Raw genomic sequence first — 14,455 nt, 5'->3', positions numbered from 1 at the left:
TTTGTCGAAACTCTTAACTTTACTATACTATATGTCGATAGAAAAGTATAGAGACAGAAGTAAATTTTCTTTTACAGCCGCAGCCCCGGGGAAGCCCCGCGCAGGCGCGGATCAGGAAGGAGCGATCGGTATGGCGTCCGTCAGCGGAGTCACCAGCAGCAATTCGAGCAGCATTTACGGCAATCGAAACGTTTTGTCCGGCCTCGCCACGGGTATGGATACGGAGACCATGATTGAAAACGCCGTCAGCGGCTATAATCTTAAAATTGCATCCCTGCAGAAAAAGCAGACCAACCTGTCGTGGCAGCAAGAGGCTATCCGCGAAATTTCCAGCCCCATGATTAAATTTGCGCAGAAATACACCTCTTATAACTCGTCCACAAACCTGCTCAGCCCCAGCTATTTTAACAAGGCAGTGATTACCTCCACCAACGGGGCCAACGCCTCCAAGATTTCCGCCTCCGGAAAAACCTCCAGCAACGTGCAGATTTTGGGCGTGAAGCAATTGGCCACCAAATCTATATACAGCGCTTCGGCCGCAGACCTGTTCAGCAATCTTGGCATTACCGGCAAGGACGGCATTGCCACCATCATCGGCAGCGACCTGGACCTGGCCCAGCAAATGGATTTGAGCAAGGTCAGCGGTACGCTGACCCTGAGCTATGGCGGCAGTCGCTCTATTGATCTGAGCTTTGGAGATTTGGAGACGTACTCCTCGGCGGATGAGTTTGTGCGGGCCATCAACGTGAAACTGGCCTCCACCACAGTGACGGATTCCAAGGGAGAGCGCGTGCCTGCCCTGACCATGGTAAAAGCCTCTTTGGGAGACGACGGAAAGGTGAGCTTTATTGACAATCAGAGTGCCGGAAACACCGTCACTGTGACCGGTGCCACCGGAAAGTTGAAGGAAACCTTGAATATTGATACCAGCAAAAAGGATTCCTTTCTCACCATCCCCTCGGAGAACGGAAACCTGATTGATCTGGTGGACAAAAGCGGCACTGCGGGCAAATACCTTTCTGGAAAAACAATCTCCATGTCGGTGGACGGCAAGACCAAACCCATCACGCTGCCCACATACAATCCCACCGATCTGGATTTGACCACCGCCACCCCGGAGGAAAAGGAGCAGTTGTCCAAGGACTTCCTAACCGGCCTGCAAAATGCCGTGAAAGATGCGTTTGGCACCGGCGTAAAGGTGGAGCTGAATGGTGACGCATTGCAATTCACGGGGCAGAAGGGCTCTATCATCACCATTTCGGCCAATGCCGACGTGGGCAAAACGCTAGGGCTTGGCGGCAGCTTTTCCTCCAGCTACCTCAACACCGGTATGAGCCTTGGCTCGCTGCTGGATCTGAACGCGGCTGCGGAAGGCACTCCGGAAACACTGGGCGGCATTGAAGGAAGGGTACTGCGTTCCGACCCCGACAAGCTCACCCGACGCAAAGACGGCACTTATGTGGATTTGGACGGCAACAAAACCGATGAGAATGGCTACCGTCTGGGGGCCGACGGCAGGCAGCTTTACGGTTATGATCTGGAAATCAGCGGAAAAACGCTGACCTTTACACGGGATTCCTCCTTGGACACCGTTTTTTCCGCCATCAACTCCGAATCGGTGGGCCTGAGCACCAGCTTTTCCAAAACCACCAACCAAATTCAGATTTCCTCCAGAGAAACCGGTGCGGCGAACCAAATCGTAATCAACGAGAACATCACGGATGAAAACGGCCAGTCCAAAAAAAATCTGGCAGCGCTTTTGTTCGGCTCTATCGAATTTGACGGCGAGGGCAATACCACAAATGCCGGCTACATCGCGGGAAAAGACGCCGTGTTCAGCATGGAGGTCAACGGCGTGAACATGGGCTCCATCACCCGCTCGGACAACACTTTTAACGTGGATGGCCTGTCTGTCACCCTGAAGGGAACCTTCGGAACCTATTCCGCCGACACGGTGGATCCCTACGGAAACCCCGTTCGCGGTTCCCTGATAGACAGCCCCGAAGCGGTCACGTTTACCTCCGTATCGGATACGGACAAGCTGGTGGAAACCATCACCGGCATGGTCGAGGAGCTCAATTCAATTTTAAAGTCGGTACGGGACGCTCACGCCACCCTTCCCAATTACAAGAACAACAAAAAGGCCCGTTACGAACCTCTTACCGATGAAGATAAGAGCAAAATGTCGGAATCCGCGATCAAAAAATACGAGGAGAAGGCAAAGCAGGGCATTGTGTTTGGCGACAGTGATCTTACCAGCCTTTACAGCAAACTCATCTCTGCCATCTCTCCCGGTGGCGCCAGCAGTGGCGCCCTTTTGGCAATGGGCATCAATACCTCCTACTCTCAAGGCGTCACCACGATTCAGGTGGACGAGGAAGCTCTGCGAAAAACCCTGAATTCCAACCCCGACAGCGTGCGAGACGCGTTTACCTCCACCATTGGAAATGGAGGCCTGATGGTCAACGTCAACCGCGTGCTTTCCGATTACACCGCCATCACCGGCGCGACTAAGGGCATTCTCGTGCAGAAGGCGGGTTCCGTCTACTCACCTTTGTCTCTGCTGAAAAACAACATGCAGGATCAGATTGCCGAATACGACGTTCAAATCACAAAATGGCAGAGCAAGCTTTCCGATCAGGTGGATCATTACACCAGAATGTTCACCCGGTTAGAGCAACTCACCAGCAACATGAACTCTCAAAGCTCCATGATTACAAGCATGCTGGGCGGCTGAGACAAGTAAATCCGCGGCAAAGCCGCGGCCAGAAAAACGGAGGAACATGCATGGAAGCACAGGGGTATCAGCAGTATAAGCAGCAGTCTGTCAGCACCATGACGCAGGGTGAACTGCTGATCGTTCTCTATGATGAGCTGGTAAAGCGCGCCGCCCGGGCGGACATCGCGCTGAAGCAGGTGGATTATCCGCTCTTTGAGGCATCGGTGGACCGGTGCCTGGACATTTTGCACTATTTAGATAACACACTGGACAATCAGTATCCCATCAGCCGGGAGCTCCACCGGCTCTACGATTTTTTCTGCTATGATTTCAACCGCGTCAAGGCGGGCCGTAACCATGAAGAGCTGAAGCAGCTTCTTGTCATGGTCGGTGAACTGCGGGACACCTTCCACGCGGCGGAAAAGGATTCATCGGAACGTTGAGTGCGCTTTGGGAAAAGGTTCTGCCGGAGCTGCTTGTGTTGGAGCGAAGCATTTTCCGCAAGCTGGGCGAGGTGATCGGTATTACCCGTGAGCTGGCAGAGGCCGTGGACCGGGAGGATCCGGTGTCCGTGGGGTTGCTTTTGACGGGCCGGCACCGGCCTCTGCTTGAATTGCAGGAGCTAAATGCCGCGCTGGAATTGAAGCGCTGCGATTTAAGCGGCGAGGACGAGGCCGCCTTCGACCGGTTGGTAAAGCAGAGCGGCCAGCCCCAAAATGAGGCGGAGCGCGAGATTGCGGAGCAGATTGCCCAAAACCGCCGCGCGCTGGAGCAGCTTGCAAAGCTGGACCGATACGTAAGTGAAAAACTTTGCCGAGAAAAATCGTTTTACCGCAAACGCTAAAACGCATCCTGAAAAAAGAAGCGGCGGAGGAAGCGCCCCCAACCGGGGCGGTCCCTCCGCCTGTTTTCCTCGCTGCTTATGAGTTCGCCGGAGATAAAATCCACAGTGGCGCACCGCTGCTCCGGCTTTTGGACAACTCATCCAAAATCAGCTGCGGGTCCCACACGGCAAGGCTTCGCTCCCGGCTGCTGGGGTCCGCCACGAGAATGCCGCCGTTAAGCGTTGCACCCCGCAAAAGAATGAAATGTCCTCCATTGGTGAAATGCCCCTTCGTCATCAGGGCCACCGCCATTTTCCCCGCCGCCAGCTCCAGCCGCAATCGCTCCGCATCGCAGTTTGGCAGGGACTCCGCCTCCAACCCGTAGGCCGCAGCCGCGCCGTTTACAATGGAGAGATACGACCCGCTGCGTCGCGCCCAATGCCCATTTTCCGCCGCCCACCGGGCCATCTCTTCGGGGTCCACCGCCTGATCCGTCAGGCTGGAAACAGCCATGGACAGGCAGGTTGGTCCGCAGCCGTATGCGCCCAGAGTATCCCGCCCGTACGGTTGGTCACTCCAAGCATCGTCTGTCTGATTGTAATAAACGATCTCCCGGTTTCCACCGGTGAGAATCTCGCCGGTCTCCCGCTGCTCCAGAGTGGTTGCGGCAGGGTCCGCCAAGGGAGCAGGCTTTTCGTCCGGCTCTAAAACCGCCTGACTCTCCAGGTCCTCCCCGTCCTTGCGCAGCACCCCGGTCACGGCCGAGGACGTCTTATCCCACGCCCAGGATGCACCGTCGGACACTGCGTCGTATACCGTTCGCGCACCGTCAGACGCCAAGGTCCACCCAGAAGAGACGGTCCGCCGCACGGGGTCCATGATCCGCTCGTACAGCGCCGGGTCCGCCACCCGGCACACGGCCAGTTCTGCCGTCCCGATGCACACAACGGCAAGCACAGAGATAGCGAGCACTTTTTTTAAGTGAGAATTGCGCTTCACAGGCGCCTCCTCCCTTCAAAACTTTTGTATCATTTAGGGCTTTTCATATGTTACGTTTTATGATAAAGTACAAATAAACACGAAATTAGGGGTTTTTTGTCGAGGTTGTTACGGGGAGAACCGGTTCTCTCCGGGAATTTCTCTCGATTTTAGTAAGATTATAACAGTACCCGACAAAAATGTATAGATGTTGCCGCCGCGAAATGCAACGGAGATGGAGAGCAATCCTGATGCCGACAGTCGAACTGAAAAACGCAACAAAGCGCTATCGTGGCGAGCATGGATTAATTGAGGCTGTCAGCGACATCAATCTCGTCGTCCGGCAGGGGGAATTTGTGTTCGTTGTGGGCAGTAGTGGCGCGGGAAAAAGCACGCTGCTGCAACTAATTGCCGGTCAAATCCGCGCAGACGAAGGACAGGTGCTGCTGGACGGGCTGAACGTGGCCCCGCTGCCTCTCTTTCCCGCCGCAAGGGTCCGCAGGAGTTTTGGGTATGTGGCCCAGGAGACGCACCTGATGCGGCGGCGCACAGTCTTTGAAAACCTTGCCATGGTGGCCCGGGTGAGCGGGTTGACCCGGGAAAAAAAGCTGCGAGAGCGGGCCGAAAAAGCCTTGGGTATTGTGGGGCTTAGCGGCCTTGATGGAAAGTATCCGGGGGAGCTTTCCATCGGGCAGGCACGGCGGGTTGAGTTGGCCCGGGCGCTGATAAACAGTCCTTCGGTACTGGTGCTGGATGAGTTGACCGCCAATTTGGACGCGGACAACATCTGGGATCTGGTGCACGTACTTTCGGAGCTGAACCGACTGGGAACCACCGTCATTATGGCCACCCACGCCAGTACCATCGTCAACGTGATGCACCGCCGGGTGGTGACTTTGGTGGATGGAAAGATTGCGGGCGACATGTCCGGTGGCCGGTATGGCGAAATCCGGACACGGAAGTCAAGATACGCCAAAAAATCCTGACCGGCCGCACAGAGGAAAGCAAAGCGCGGCGGGAGTCGTTCCCGCCGGAACAACGCAGAATATACCGGGTGTGTGGATTTTTATGCATCCGCAAGCGCAGAGGAGTGAGCCACCGTGGAAGAAGTACGCGAGCAGCAGAGCCGGGACCTGATTTTCGCGCTGGACATCGGCACCAGAAGCATCATCGGCATGGTTGGCCGGACAGAGGGCGAGCGGGTGCACATTCTGGCCGTGGAAAAACAAGAGCACAGCAAGCGGGCCATGATCGACGGCCAGATTGAGGATATTGTTCAGGTGGGGAAGGTTGCCGCGCAGGTGACGGCCCGTTTGGAAGCCAGACTGAACTGCAAGTTGACGCGGGTTTGCATCGCCGCTGCAGGGCGGGCGCTGCATACGGAGGCGGGCCACTTTGAGCTGGAGCTGCCCGAGGTTCGCCGCATCGGCGAGGACCTGATTGGTCAGCTTGAGGCAGGGGCCGTTTCCGCTGCCGAGTCCAACCTGAACAAGAGCGGCCAGCGGCTGGGCCGATTTTATCTGGTGGGATACACCGTCTCTCAGTATCTTGTGGACAGCTATCCCCTTTCCATCCTGAAAGGCCACAACGGACAAAAGCTGGAATGCGACGTGGTGGCAACCTTCTTGCCCTCCGAGGTGGTGGACAGCCTCTATTCCGCCATGCAGACGGCGGGGCTGGAGGTGCTCAGCCTGACGCTGGAACCTATCGCCGCCATCAACGCCGCCATTCCACCAGAGCTGCGTCTTTTAAATCTGGTAATGGCGGACATTGGCGCCGGCACCTCGGACATTGCCGCCTGCCGGGACGGCAGCGTGGTGGGCTATACCATGGCCACCGTGGCAGGGGACGAGATTACCGAGGCCATTATGCGGGCCTTTTTGACGGACTTTTCCACGGCGGAGCGCCTGAAATCGGAGGCCGCGAGGCGGGAAACCCTTCGTTTCACAGATATTTTGGGGTTAGAGCAGGAGCTTCCCTCCTCCGCACTGAAAGAGGTCATTACCCCGGCGGAAGGTCAGCTTGCGGACGAGCTGGCCCGCCGCATCCGGGAGATTAACGGCGGTGCACCTTCGGCGGTATTTCTGGCGGGCGGCGGCAGCAAGCTGGAGGGATTGCCATTGGCGGTGGCCTCCGCGCTGGAAATGGACCCTCGCCGGGTGAGCGTGGCAGGGTCGAACTTTAAAATGAGCGCCTTTTCCGACACTGAGGAGCTGAACGACCCGGAATATACCACGCCGCTGGGCATCGCCGTCTCCGCCGGTCTCGGCATGATTTCAGACAGCTACCGCGTTTCCCTCAACGGCCATCCCGCCAAGCTTTTTCGCAGCGGTACTTTGACTGCGCTGGATGTTTTGCAAATGAATGGCTATAACTACGCCGATTTAATTGGCAGAACCGGCTCCTCCCTTTCCGTCACCATCGACGGGCAGAGGACCCTGTACCGGGGTGAGCCTGCGGAGCCGTCCTCCCTGCGCATTAACGGAACAGAGCTTCCGCCCTCCACAGTGATTCAGGCAGCGGACGCCATTGAGTTCACCCCTGCTCGCTCCGGAATGCCGGGTCGACGATCTATTTCCGAGGCGCTGGGGAGCCCGGCGAACGCAGCGGTTTGCCTTGTGAACGGAGCGCCGGTGAGCCCGGATTATGAGCTGCGTCCGGGAGACACGGTGGTCACCAACGCCATCGTCCCCGTAAAGGCGGCGGTATCAGAAAAAGCCGACAGCGAGGCAGCTTCTTCTCCTCACGCCATAGGCGCGAGCGCTTCCTCGGCCCTTTCTCAGGAATCTTTTGTGGCGGAGAGCCAGTCCACCGGCGGTTCAGAGGACATTCCACTTACGGATACAACTTTGGCTGGGAATCCGGAGACAGAGCGTATCCCGGTCCCCCAGCCTGCTGAAGAGTCTTTTCCACCTCGCTGGTTTTATTTGAACGATGCTCCTTTGGAGCTTCCGGCAAAGCCGAAGGGTGGCCCCTACTATCTAATGGATTTGCTGGAATATGCGGGTCTCGATTTTGAGCATCTGGACCGGCCGGTGACACTGCGCGTCAACGGAGAGAGCGGCTCGTTTATGCGTGTACTGGCAGATGGAGATCGCGTGTGCATCCAGCTGGAGGAACCCCGCGCCTAAAAAGCGCGGTGAAACGGAGGTTTGGGCTATGCAGAGATACATTGCCCGGCAGGCCATTTTCGACCGCAATTTGCGGGTAGAGAGCTATGAGCTGCTTTACCGCGCGGGCGACGGAGAAGACCGGGCCTCGTTTGCGGACGGGGACCGGGCCACCCGCATCCTTTTGTCCGACGCACTGATGGCCTTTGGTCTCAACAATTTGACCGACGGACGGGGCGCATACGTCAATTTTACCGAGTCGCTGGTGATGAGTGACTTTGTGCTGCTGACGGACCCCCGGAAAATTACGGTGGAGCTGCTGGAGAACATTCATGTGACGGACAAGCTGATCTGGCGTTTGAAGGATTTGAAAAGCCGGGGCTACCGTCTGGCATTGGACGACTACACCGGCGACCCGGTCTTCGACCCCATCCTTCCGCTGATTGACGTACTGAAGGTGGACTTTCTTTCTACCAGCGAAGAAGTTCAGGCGGAGATCGCCCGAAAATATCGCCGTGGACGCATGGCTTTGCTGGCTGAAAAGGTGGAAGACCGGGAAACCTATGAGCGGGCGCTGCGTCTGGGTTATAGCAAATTTCAGGGATTTTTCTTTCAGCGGCCCATAAATCTGCGCAAAGAAACGGCAAATATCAATTCCGCCACGTATATCCGCCTTTTGCGGGAGCTGAACCGGACCGATGTGGACCTGCGCTACTGCTCGGAGATGATTCGCTCTGACGCCGCGCTGACCTTTCGCCTGCTGAAAAAGGTGCGGACGCTGCAATATTATCGAGGAAACTCCCTGGAAGTGATTGAGCGGGCCGTGACTTATCTGGGAATTGACGAACTGTATCATTGGGTGGTGCTGCTGCTGGCCCGGGAATCCAACACCACCTGCTCCGACGAGACAGTGCGCGTGGCATATCTTCGCGGGATTTTTATGGAGCGGCTGATGGAGAACTCACCCTACAGCCAGAAGAAGACATCTGGCTTTCTGGCGGGGATGTTTAGTTTGATGGATCTCATTCTGGGGCGCCCCATGAAGGACTTGCTGGGGGAGGTTCATCTCCCGTTGGAAACCAAGAGAGTCCTGCTGGGGGAAGACGCACGCCCTTTAAAGACGTATCTGGAATACGCTGTCTCCTACGAGCAGCGAACACCGATGGAGCCACCCGCGCTGGATGTGGATGCCTATGAGGTAATGGATATCTACATGCAGTGCATGAGAGATACTGACTGGGCCTTCCGCAGCGAAACGTGAGCGGACGGAGCAAGTGGCCCCTCTTGAACAAACAGAAGCGAGGCAAACATATGTTAAAACAAAAGCGTGTATTGATTCCTCTGGCCCTGGTCGCTGCCGTGTGTCTGGGGACAGCGGTCTATCTGCTGATTTTTCGAAGTGCGGCGGCACTGGAACCGCCAGAGGAATATGCGCTGGGCGAAGACACGGTGGAGTCTCTCAGTTCCGTGCTGGGCCTTGAAAACAGCGGGGAGCTGACGAACATGGAAACGCCGGACACGGTAGGCGCAAACGCGTCCTCCAGCGCGGGAAGCGCCGCGGACGAGGCTTACTACTACACCTATCAAAAGCTGGAAACCGGTGGAGAGAGCGTGCGTCAGTATGTGGAACGGCTGACGGAGGAGGAAGACGGCTTTCGGATCGTGGACGAGAACGGCGCCGTAACGGACCCTCCCAACTACGCCAACACGGAAGGCTCTGTGTCTTTGATGAAAGCCGCGTCTGAAGACGGGTGGATTTTGCGGATGGATATTTCCTGGACCGCCGAAAACTGCCAGATCACCCTCACACGACCGGAGGGAACTGTAAGCACGGTGGAAACGGACCCAATGACCTATGTAGAGGCGGTGGATTTTTTTAAATCCCTCGCCCCTTCCAATCTGGGTTTAGATGCGGAAAGCCTGCGGGATTACTCCGTGTGCCCCATGGACGGCGCGGTGCTGGTGGACGGCATACTGTGCCTGAAGCTTCAGGTCTATCCCCCCCATGAGGCGGGGCAGGCAAATGTCATTGCAGGCACCTATCTCCTTTCCGGCGACAAGACACATCTTTATCTGCTGAAGGACGGGGCCGTGCGCGCACTTCCCATTTAATAGGTCGCAACGCCCGGAAAACCGTTGGTTTTCCGGGCGTTTTTGTTCTCACGGTTTATGGGGTTGCTTTTTAAGGCCATCTGTGATAGACTAAATGTAACCGCAAATCAAGAGGCTGCGGGAACTGAATAATAAAGAACCGTCGTTGCATTGCAAGGAAGGGCTTTTGAGTATTTTTTACTGTGAGGTAAGTGATATGGAGAGAGCTCCTTCTGTTTTTTTGCATCCTGACATCAATCAACCCCGTACCAACCGGCTGATCAGCTGGCTGGAAAACCCCGCTGTCACACGTTATCTGAACGAGGACCGGGGCATCACCTCCCGTCTGCGGGAAACAACCGACCCGGTGTTTCTCACCTGCCAGCTCAACCGGCAGGGCCGGTTTTTCTTCGTCTGCCGGGAAGAGGATCCAGAGCCTATCGGCTTTGTCCGTCTGGCGGAGTTGAAAAAGAACGACGCCTATGAGCTGGTTGTAGCCATCGGCCGGGAGGCCCTCTGGGGCAACGGATACGGTACACAGGCCATTATCCGGTGTCTGGAAACTGCGTTTTTCCAGCGTCGGGCCAACACCGTGGCCGCCAACGTCCACGCGGACAATCTGCGCTCGCTCCGGGTCTTTGAGAAGGTGGGCATGCGGCGCGTCTCTCAGGGCTGCGGCTATGTACACTTCCATCTTACGCGGGATGAGTTTTTAAATCAGCGTCTACAATCCCTTGCCTAAGACGATCCACAAGTTTTGCTCGCTTTTACCTTCGCAAGCACGCCCACCACTTGGTGCGCCCGTGTCTTTGCGAAAATCTGTGGCTTTACACGTAATCCGGATGACAAACGATACATTTTTAACCATTAATGCCCGGAAGGCCGTTGCCTTCCGGGCATTTTTTGCGATGAACCGGTTTTATTTTACTGCCAGAGCAAAGCTGTTGTCTACCAGCTCGTCAAAGTTAACCCAATCCTCACGGGCCAGCTCACCGGCGGTTTCCATCACCAGCTCCAACCGCTCCAGCGAAGATTTCTCCATCACGGGGGTGGCGTTCCAAGCGTCGATATCCTTGTAGCGCTGTGCCACTTTTGTCAGCACCTCCACACCTGTATCGGGGAACTGATCGGCAATGGCCTCGGCAATCTCGGCGGCAGAATGCTCCTGCACCCATGTCTGCCCCTTGGCAACCGCATTGGTAAACCTTTGAATTACGTCGGGATTTTTCTCCATGTAACCTTGAGAGGCAAAATACGCGGTATAGGGAATCTCTCCGCTTTCCTGCCCGATAGAGGTGAGAATCACGCCCTTCCCGGCAGCTTCCACCTCCGTGGCAACAGGCTCGAACAACGTGACATAATCCCCATTTCCGCCGGTGAACGCGCCGGCCATCATATTGAACTGCACGGAAGTATCCACCACCGCGTCCACATGGGGAATTACGCCATTTTGCCGCATAACATATTCAAGCGTCATTTCCGGCATCCCGCCGGCGCGTCCGCCGATAATGGTTTTTCCATTCAAGTCAGCCCAGTTAAGAGGAACATTTTCCCGGCCCACCAGGAAAGAGCCGTCCCGCTTCGTCAACTGGGCAAAGACTTTGGGGTAATCGGTTTTTCCCTGATTGTATACGTAAACGCAGGCTTCCGGCCCCGCAAGACCGATATCGCTCTGCCCGGACAGGACGGCGGTCATCACCTTGTCGGCTCCGCCGCCGTTGGTCAGCACCACATCCAGCCCTTCGTCTGCAAAAAAGCCCAGCTTCAGGGCGGCATACTGGGGCGCGTAGAACACAGAATGGGTCACTTCGTTCAGTTGTACGGTAATGGTTTCCTGTGTCCCGGTTTTTCCGCAGGCGCACAGGGACGCCGCGATGGCCACGGCGCAGAGCAGGGCAAACACTTTTTTCATGCGATCACTCCTAAACGTTTTTTTAAAAATTTTTCCAGCCACAGCACGATTCGGTACATCACCACCGCCGCCGCCGCCAGGACCAGCACGGAGGCCATTACTAAATCCATGTTAAATACTTGGGAGCCGTATACAATCAGGTACCCAAGCCCGGCTTTGGAAACCAAAAATTCGCCCATCACAACGCCCACCCATGAAAGGCCCACATTGACCCGCAGAGTGTTGAACAACGTCGGAAGATTGGAGGGCAGCACCAGCTTTCGTAAGATCTGGCCCCGGCTGGCCCCCATGGACTTCAAGAGCCGAAGCTTTTCCCCGTCGGTGGAGATAAAACCCGCCAGCATGTTGAGAATCGTGACGATCAGCGAGATGGCAAGCGTCATGGCGATAATACTGGAGGTTCCCGCGCCAATCCAGACAATAAAGATCGGCCCCAGCGCGGTTTTGGGCAAGGCGTTAAGCACCACCAGATACGGCTCCATCACCCGGGAAAGAAAGCTGCTCCACCACAGTAGAACCGCAACCAGCGTGCCCGTGAGCGTTCCCAAAATAAAGCCCGCCGCCGTCTCCGCACACGAGGTCCACAGGTGCACCCACAAGTCCCCGCTTTGATACAGCACGGACACTGTTTTTGCCACGCGGAACGGAGAGCTGAAAATAAACGCGTCAATCCACCCCAGCCGGGCGGAAACTTCCCATAAGATTAGGAAAAACAACAGTAAACAAATCTGCACCGCCCGCACGGCGGACCGCTGCCTCTTTTGGCGGCGCAGCCAAGCAAGCCGACGGGGTGAGGGAGTTAAATCAGGCATTAAAATCCAACTCCTTCCAGATGGCATTGAAAAACCCGCGAAACTCCGGTGCATCCCGCCGTTCCATGGGCTTTAAATTCCGCAGTACCCCCAGATCGTGAACAGACTTCACCACGGCGGGGCGGCGGCTTAAAACCACCACCCGGTCGGAAAGACTGATGGCCTCGGATATATCGTGTGTAACCAGAAGGGCGGTTTTTCCCTCCTGTCGGATAATGTCATGGATGTCCGCGGAGACGGACAGCCTTGTCTGATAATCCAACGCAGAAAAAGGTTCGTCCAGCAGAAGTATTTTTGGCCCTGCGGCCATGGTGCGAATCAGGGCGCAGCGCTGGCGCATTCCCCCGGAGAGCTGGGAGGGCCGCTTGTTGATAAATCCCCCCAGTCCATACTGTTTCAAGAGTCCTCGGACGCGTTCATATTGCTCCGGGTCGCGTTCGCCCCGCAGCTCCAGCCCCAGCGTCACGTTGCCCCACACGGTGCGCCACTCAAAAAGCTGGTCCCGCTGGGGCATCAGCCCCACCTGTTCTGAGGGGGCGGTGACGGATTTTCCGTCTATTAAAATTCTACCGGAGGTGGGCGGTTCCAGACCGCCAATCAGGCTCAGCAGCGTGGACTTGCCGCACCCGGAGGGACCGACCAGGCCCAGAAATTCCCCCTCCTCCAGCTCAAGCGACACATCCCGCAGCGCCTCAATTTCTCCGTCGATTGCTTGATAGGTCAGCGCCACGTGCTCGAGAGCGATCGTCATGGCAGAATCCTCCTTTACCTGCCGGGCGCGCATTCCGCGCCCCCGTCCTGCTATCGTATGCGACGGGTAGGTAGGCGGTGCGAAGTGTGAAATTGGGCGAAATAAGAAAATTTTCTGAAAAGTCCCTTATGTTTTAGAAAAAGCGGACGATATATGGGATACAAGGGTAAAATCCCCTGTGCGGTCGCCGAAGGCTTCATGAGGCCTCTGAAGCCAAAGGCGCCGCCTATAAAAAAGGGCAGGGAAAGGATTCCCGCCCCTAAAATACATGGAGGTAACAATTATGCGTATCCAACACAATATCATGTCCATGAACGCCTATCGCAACTTCTCCAGCAACACCGGCGCTCTGTCCAAAAACCTTGAGAAGCTGTCTTCCGGCTATCGGATCAACCGCGCAGGCGATGACGCCGCCGGTCTTGCCATTTCCGAGAAGATGCGGGCGCAGATCTCCGGTCTGGAGCAGGCTTCCTCTAACGCCAAGAGCGGCATCAACCTGGTGCAGACCGCAGAAGGCGCGCTGACCGAGGTTCACTCCATGCTCAACCGTATGGTGACTCTGGCCAACCAGTCCGCCAATGGCACCTTTGATAACGAGACTGACCGGGCAAACCTCCAGAAGGAAGTTTCCCAGCTCACCTCCGAAATCGACCGTATCGCCGACAGCTCCAACTTTAACGGCATCAAGCTGCTGGACGGCTCTCTAGGCTCTTCCTCCTCTGCCGCCGGTAATGTTGCCGACTTGCAGATGACTGACTCTCAGAAGATTGCCAACGCGCTGGTGCAGGTTGATGCTACGAAGGGCAAGTTCACTCTCGCATCAACTGCCAAGGCCCACGTTATTAATGAGGCGAGCGACTATACCTTCACTTATACTGATGAGGCTGGCAAGACCTCTACTCTGAATATTAGCCTTATGAACAAGGACGCCACTACCGGCGCCCTCCAGTATAAGATTGGCGATGGCGACTGGGTCGATTCTAAGCAGAACTGCACCACCGGTGCTGCGGCAAGCACTGTTGTCAACCAGGCTTTGGCAGAGGCTCTGAATGAGAGCGATCTGGGCAAGCTCTTTGACGTCACTTCTACCAACACCAACGCGGACTTGACCTTCGAGGCCAAGACATCGGGTGCTAGCGACGCGAAGGTTCTGGTTTCCAGCTCTAGCCTGAATGGCGCTACCCCCACCAACGTTGCAGCGTCTGTTACTACGGCCGCCGCCGACGCCTACAAGGCCATCGACATCACGAATTTGAAG

Annotated in this window: 12 protein-coding genes and 1 pseudogene; 9 read left to right on the top strand and 4 right to left on the bottom strand. The window is 56.2% G+C overall.

The window, feature by feature from the left end:
• The first annotated feature begins 130 nt into the window (after window positions 1–130).
• From fliD to RT018_RS02965, 3 genes are read left to right on the top strand one after another with little or no spacing between them, the layout of a single operon-like run.
• On the top strand, window positions 131–2,737 hold the full coding sequence (gene fliD, locus RT018_RS02975; RefSeq protein WP_312939085.1) for a flagellar filament capping protein FliD: 2,607 nt from the start codon (window positions 131–133) through the stop codon (window positions 2,735–2,737).
• 50 nt (window positions 2,738–2,787) lie between these two features.
• Complete coding sequence (locus RT018_RS02970) at window positions 2,788–3,162, top strand: flagellar export chaperone FliS (protein ID WP_312939084.1); 375 nt, start codon at window positions 2,788–2,790, stop codon at window positions 3,160–3,162.
• Complete coding sequence (locus RT018_RS02965; RefSeq protein ID WP_312939081.1) at window positions 3,159–3,563, top strand: hypothetical protein; 405 nt, start codon at window positions 3,159–3,161, stop codon at window positions 3,561–3,563. Before RT018_RS02970 ends, RT018_RS02965 begins: the two co-directional genes overlap by 4 nt.
• A gap of 76 nt (window positions 3,564–3,639) precedes the next feature.
• On the opposite strand, the gene RT018_RS02960 is transcribed toward RT018_RS02965, so the two are convergent.
• A complete protein-coding gene (locus RT018_RS02960; protein ID WP_312939079.1) occupies window positions 3,640–4,542 on the bottom strand; it encodes a C39 family peptidase in 903 nt (300 codons plus the stop codon).
• A 230-nt stretch (window positions 4,543–4,772) separates the two neighbouring features.
• Between RT018_RS02960 and RT018_RS02955 the strand changes: the two genes are divergently transcribed.
• The 5 genes from RT018_RS02955 to RT018_RS02935 all read left to right on the top strand — a co-directional run bounded on the left by RT018_RS02955 (window position 4,773) and on the right by RT018_RS02935 (window position 10,464).
• Entirely contained in the window at window positions 4,773–5,507 is a 735-nt protein-coding gene (locus RT018_RS02955; protein WP_312939076.1) for an ATP-binding cassette domain-containing protein, read from the top strand.
• A gap of 114 nt (window positions 5,508–5,621) precedes the next feature.
• Complete coding sequence (locus RT018_RS02950) at window positions 5,622–7,652, top strand: cell division FtsA domain-containing protein (protein WP_312939074.1); 2,031 nt, start codon at window positions 5,622–5,624, stop codon at window positions 7,650–7,652.
• A 28-nt stretch (window positions 7,653–7,680) separates the two neighbouring features.
• Window positions 7,681–8,892, top strand: coding sequence for an EAL domain-containing protein (locus tag RT018_RS02945; RefSeq protein WP_312939072.1), 1,212 nt, complete (start codon window positions 7,681–7,683; stop codon window positions 8,890–8,892).
• Window positions 8,893–8,942: 50 nt separating this feature from the next.
• Window positions 8,943–9,743, top strand: a complete 801-nt coding sequence (locus tag RT018_RS02940; protein ID WP_312939070.1) for a hypothetical protein — start codon at window positions 8,943–8,945, stop codon at window positions 9,741–9,743.
• Window positions 9,744–9,939: 196 nt separating this feature from the next.
• Window positions 9,940–10,464, top strand: a complete 525-nt coding sequence (locus RT018_RS02935) for a GNAT family protein (protein WP_312939067.1) — start codon at window positions 9,940–9,942, stop codon at window positions 10,462–10,464.
• 177 nt (window positions 10,465–10,641) lie between these two features.
• On the opposite strand, the gene RT018_RS02930 is transcribed toward RT018_RS02935, so the two are convergent.
• Genes RT018_RS02930 through RT018_RS02920 form a run of 3 tightly spaced genes read right to left on the bottom strand, consistent with a single transcriptional unit; the run spans window position 10,642 to window position 13,197 of the window.
• Window positions 10,642–11,634 (bottom strand): ABC transporter substrate-binding protein, encoded by a 993-nt coding sequence (locus RT018_RS02930; protein ID WP_312939065.1) that lies wholly within the window; start codon window positions 11,632–11,634, stop codon window positions 10,642–10,644.
• The gene (locus RT018_RS02925; RefSeq protein WP_312939063.1) at window positions 11,631–12,446 is read right to left on the bottom strand and encodes an ABC transporter permease; all 816 of its coding nucleotides are present in this window, start codon (window positions 12,444–12,446) and stop codon (window positions 11,631–11,633) included. Before RT018_RS02925 ends, RT018_RS02930 begins: the two co-directional genes overlap by 4 nt.
• Window positions 12,439–13,197 carry an ABC transporter ATP-binding protein gene (locus RT018_RS02920; RefSeq protein ID WP_312939061.1) on the bottom strand — a complete coding sequence of 253 codons (759 nt, stop codon included), beginning with the start codon at window positions 13,195–13,197 and terminating at the stop codon, window positions 12,439–12,441. Before RT018_RS02920 ends, RT018_RS02925 begins: the two co-directional genes overlap by 8 nt.
• A 283-nt stretch (window positions 13,198–13,480) precedes the next feature.
• Between RT018_RS02920 and RT018_RS02915 the strand changes: the two are divergent.
• Window positions 13,481–14,455 (top strand): annotated as a pseudogene (locus RT018_RS02915) (flagellin); the annotation flags it as partial.

It is taken from the genome of Oscillibacter sp., assembly GCF_032060045.1.
Lineage (GTDB): Bacteria > Bacillota > Clostridia > Oscillospirales > Oscillospiraceae > Oscillibacter.
This window is presented reverse-complemented; position numbering and strand designations above follow the sequence as displayed.

Coding starts and splice junctions, on each gene's coding strand:
- fliD (WP_312939085.1), top strand. CDS start 131: ATGGCGTCCGTCAGCGGAGTCACCAGCAGCAATTCGAGCAGCATTTAC.
- RT018_RS02970 (WP_312939084.1), top strand. CDS start 2,788: ATGGAAGCACAGGGGTATCAGCAGTATAAGCAGCAGTCTGTCAGCACC.
- RT018_RS02955 (WP_312939076.1), top strand. CDS start 4,773: ATGCCGACAGTCGAACTGAAAAACGCAACAAAGCGCTATCGTGGCGAG.
- RT018_RS02945 (WP_312939072.1), top strand. CDS start 7,681: ATGCAGAGATACATTGCCCGGCAGGCCATTTTCGACCGCAATTTGCGG.
- RT018_RS02940 (WP_312939070.1), top strand. CDS start 8,943: ATGTTAAAACAAAAGCGTGTATTGATTCCTCTGGCCCTGGTCGCTGCC.
- RT018_RS02935 (WP_312939067.1), top strand. CDS start 9,940: ATGGAGAGAGCTCCTTCTGTTTTTTTGCATCCTGACATCAATCAACCC.
- RT018_RS02930 (WP_312939065.1), bottom strand. CDS start 11,634: ATGAAAAAAGTGTTTGCCCTGCTCTGCGCCGTGGCCATCGCGGCGTCC.
- RT018_RS02925 (WP_312939063.1), bottom strand. CDS start 12,446: ATGCCTGATTTAACTCCCTCACCCCGTCGGCTTGCTTGGCTGCGCCGC.
- RT018_RS02920 (WP_312939061.1), bottom strand. CDS start 13,197: ATGACGATCGCTCTCGAGCACGTGGCGCTGACCTATCAAGCAATCGAC.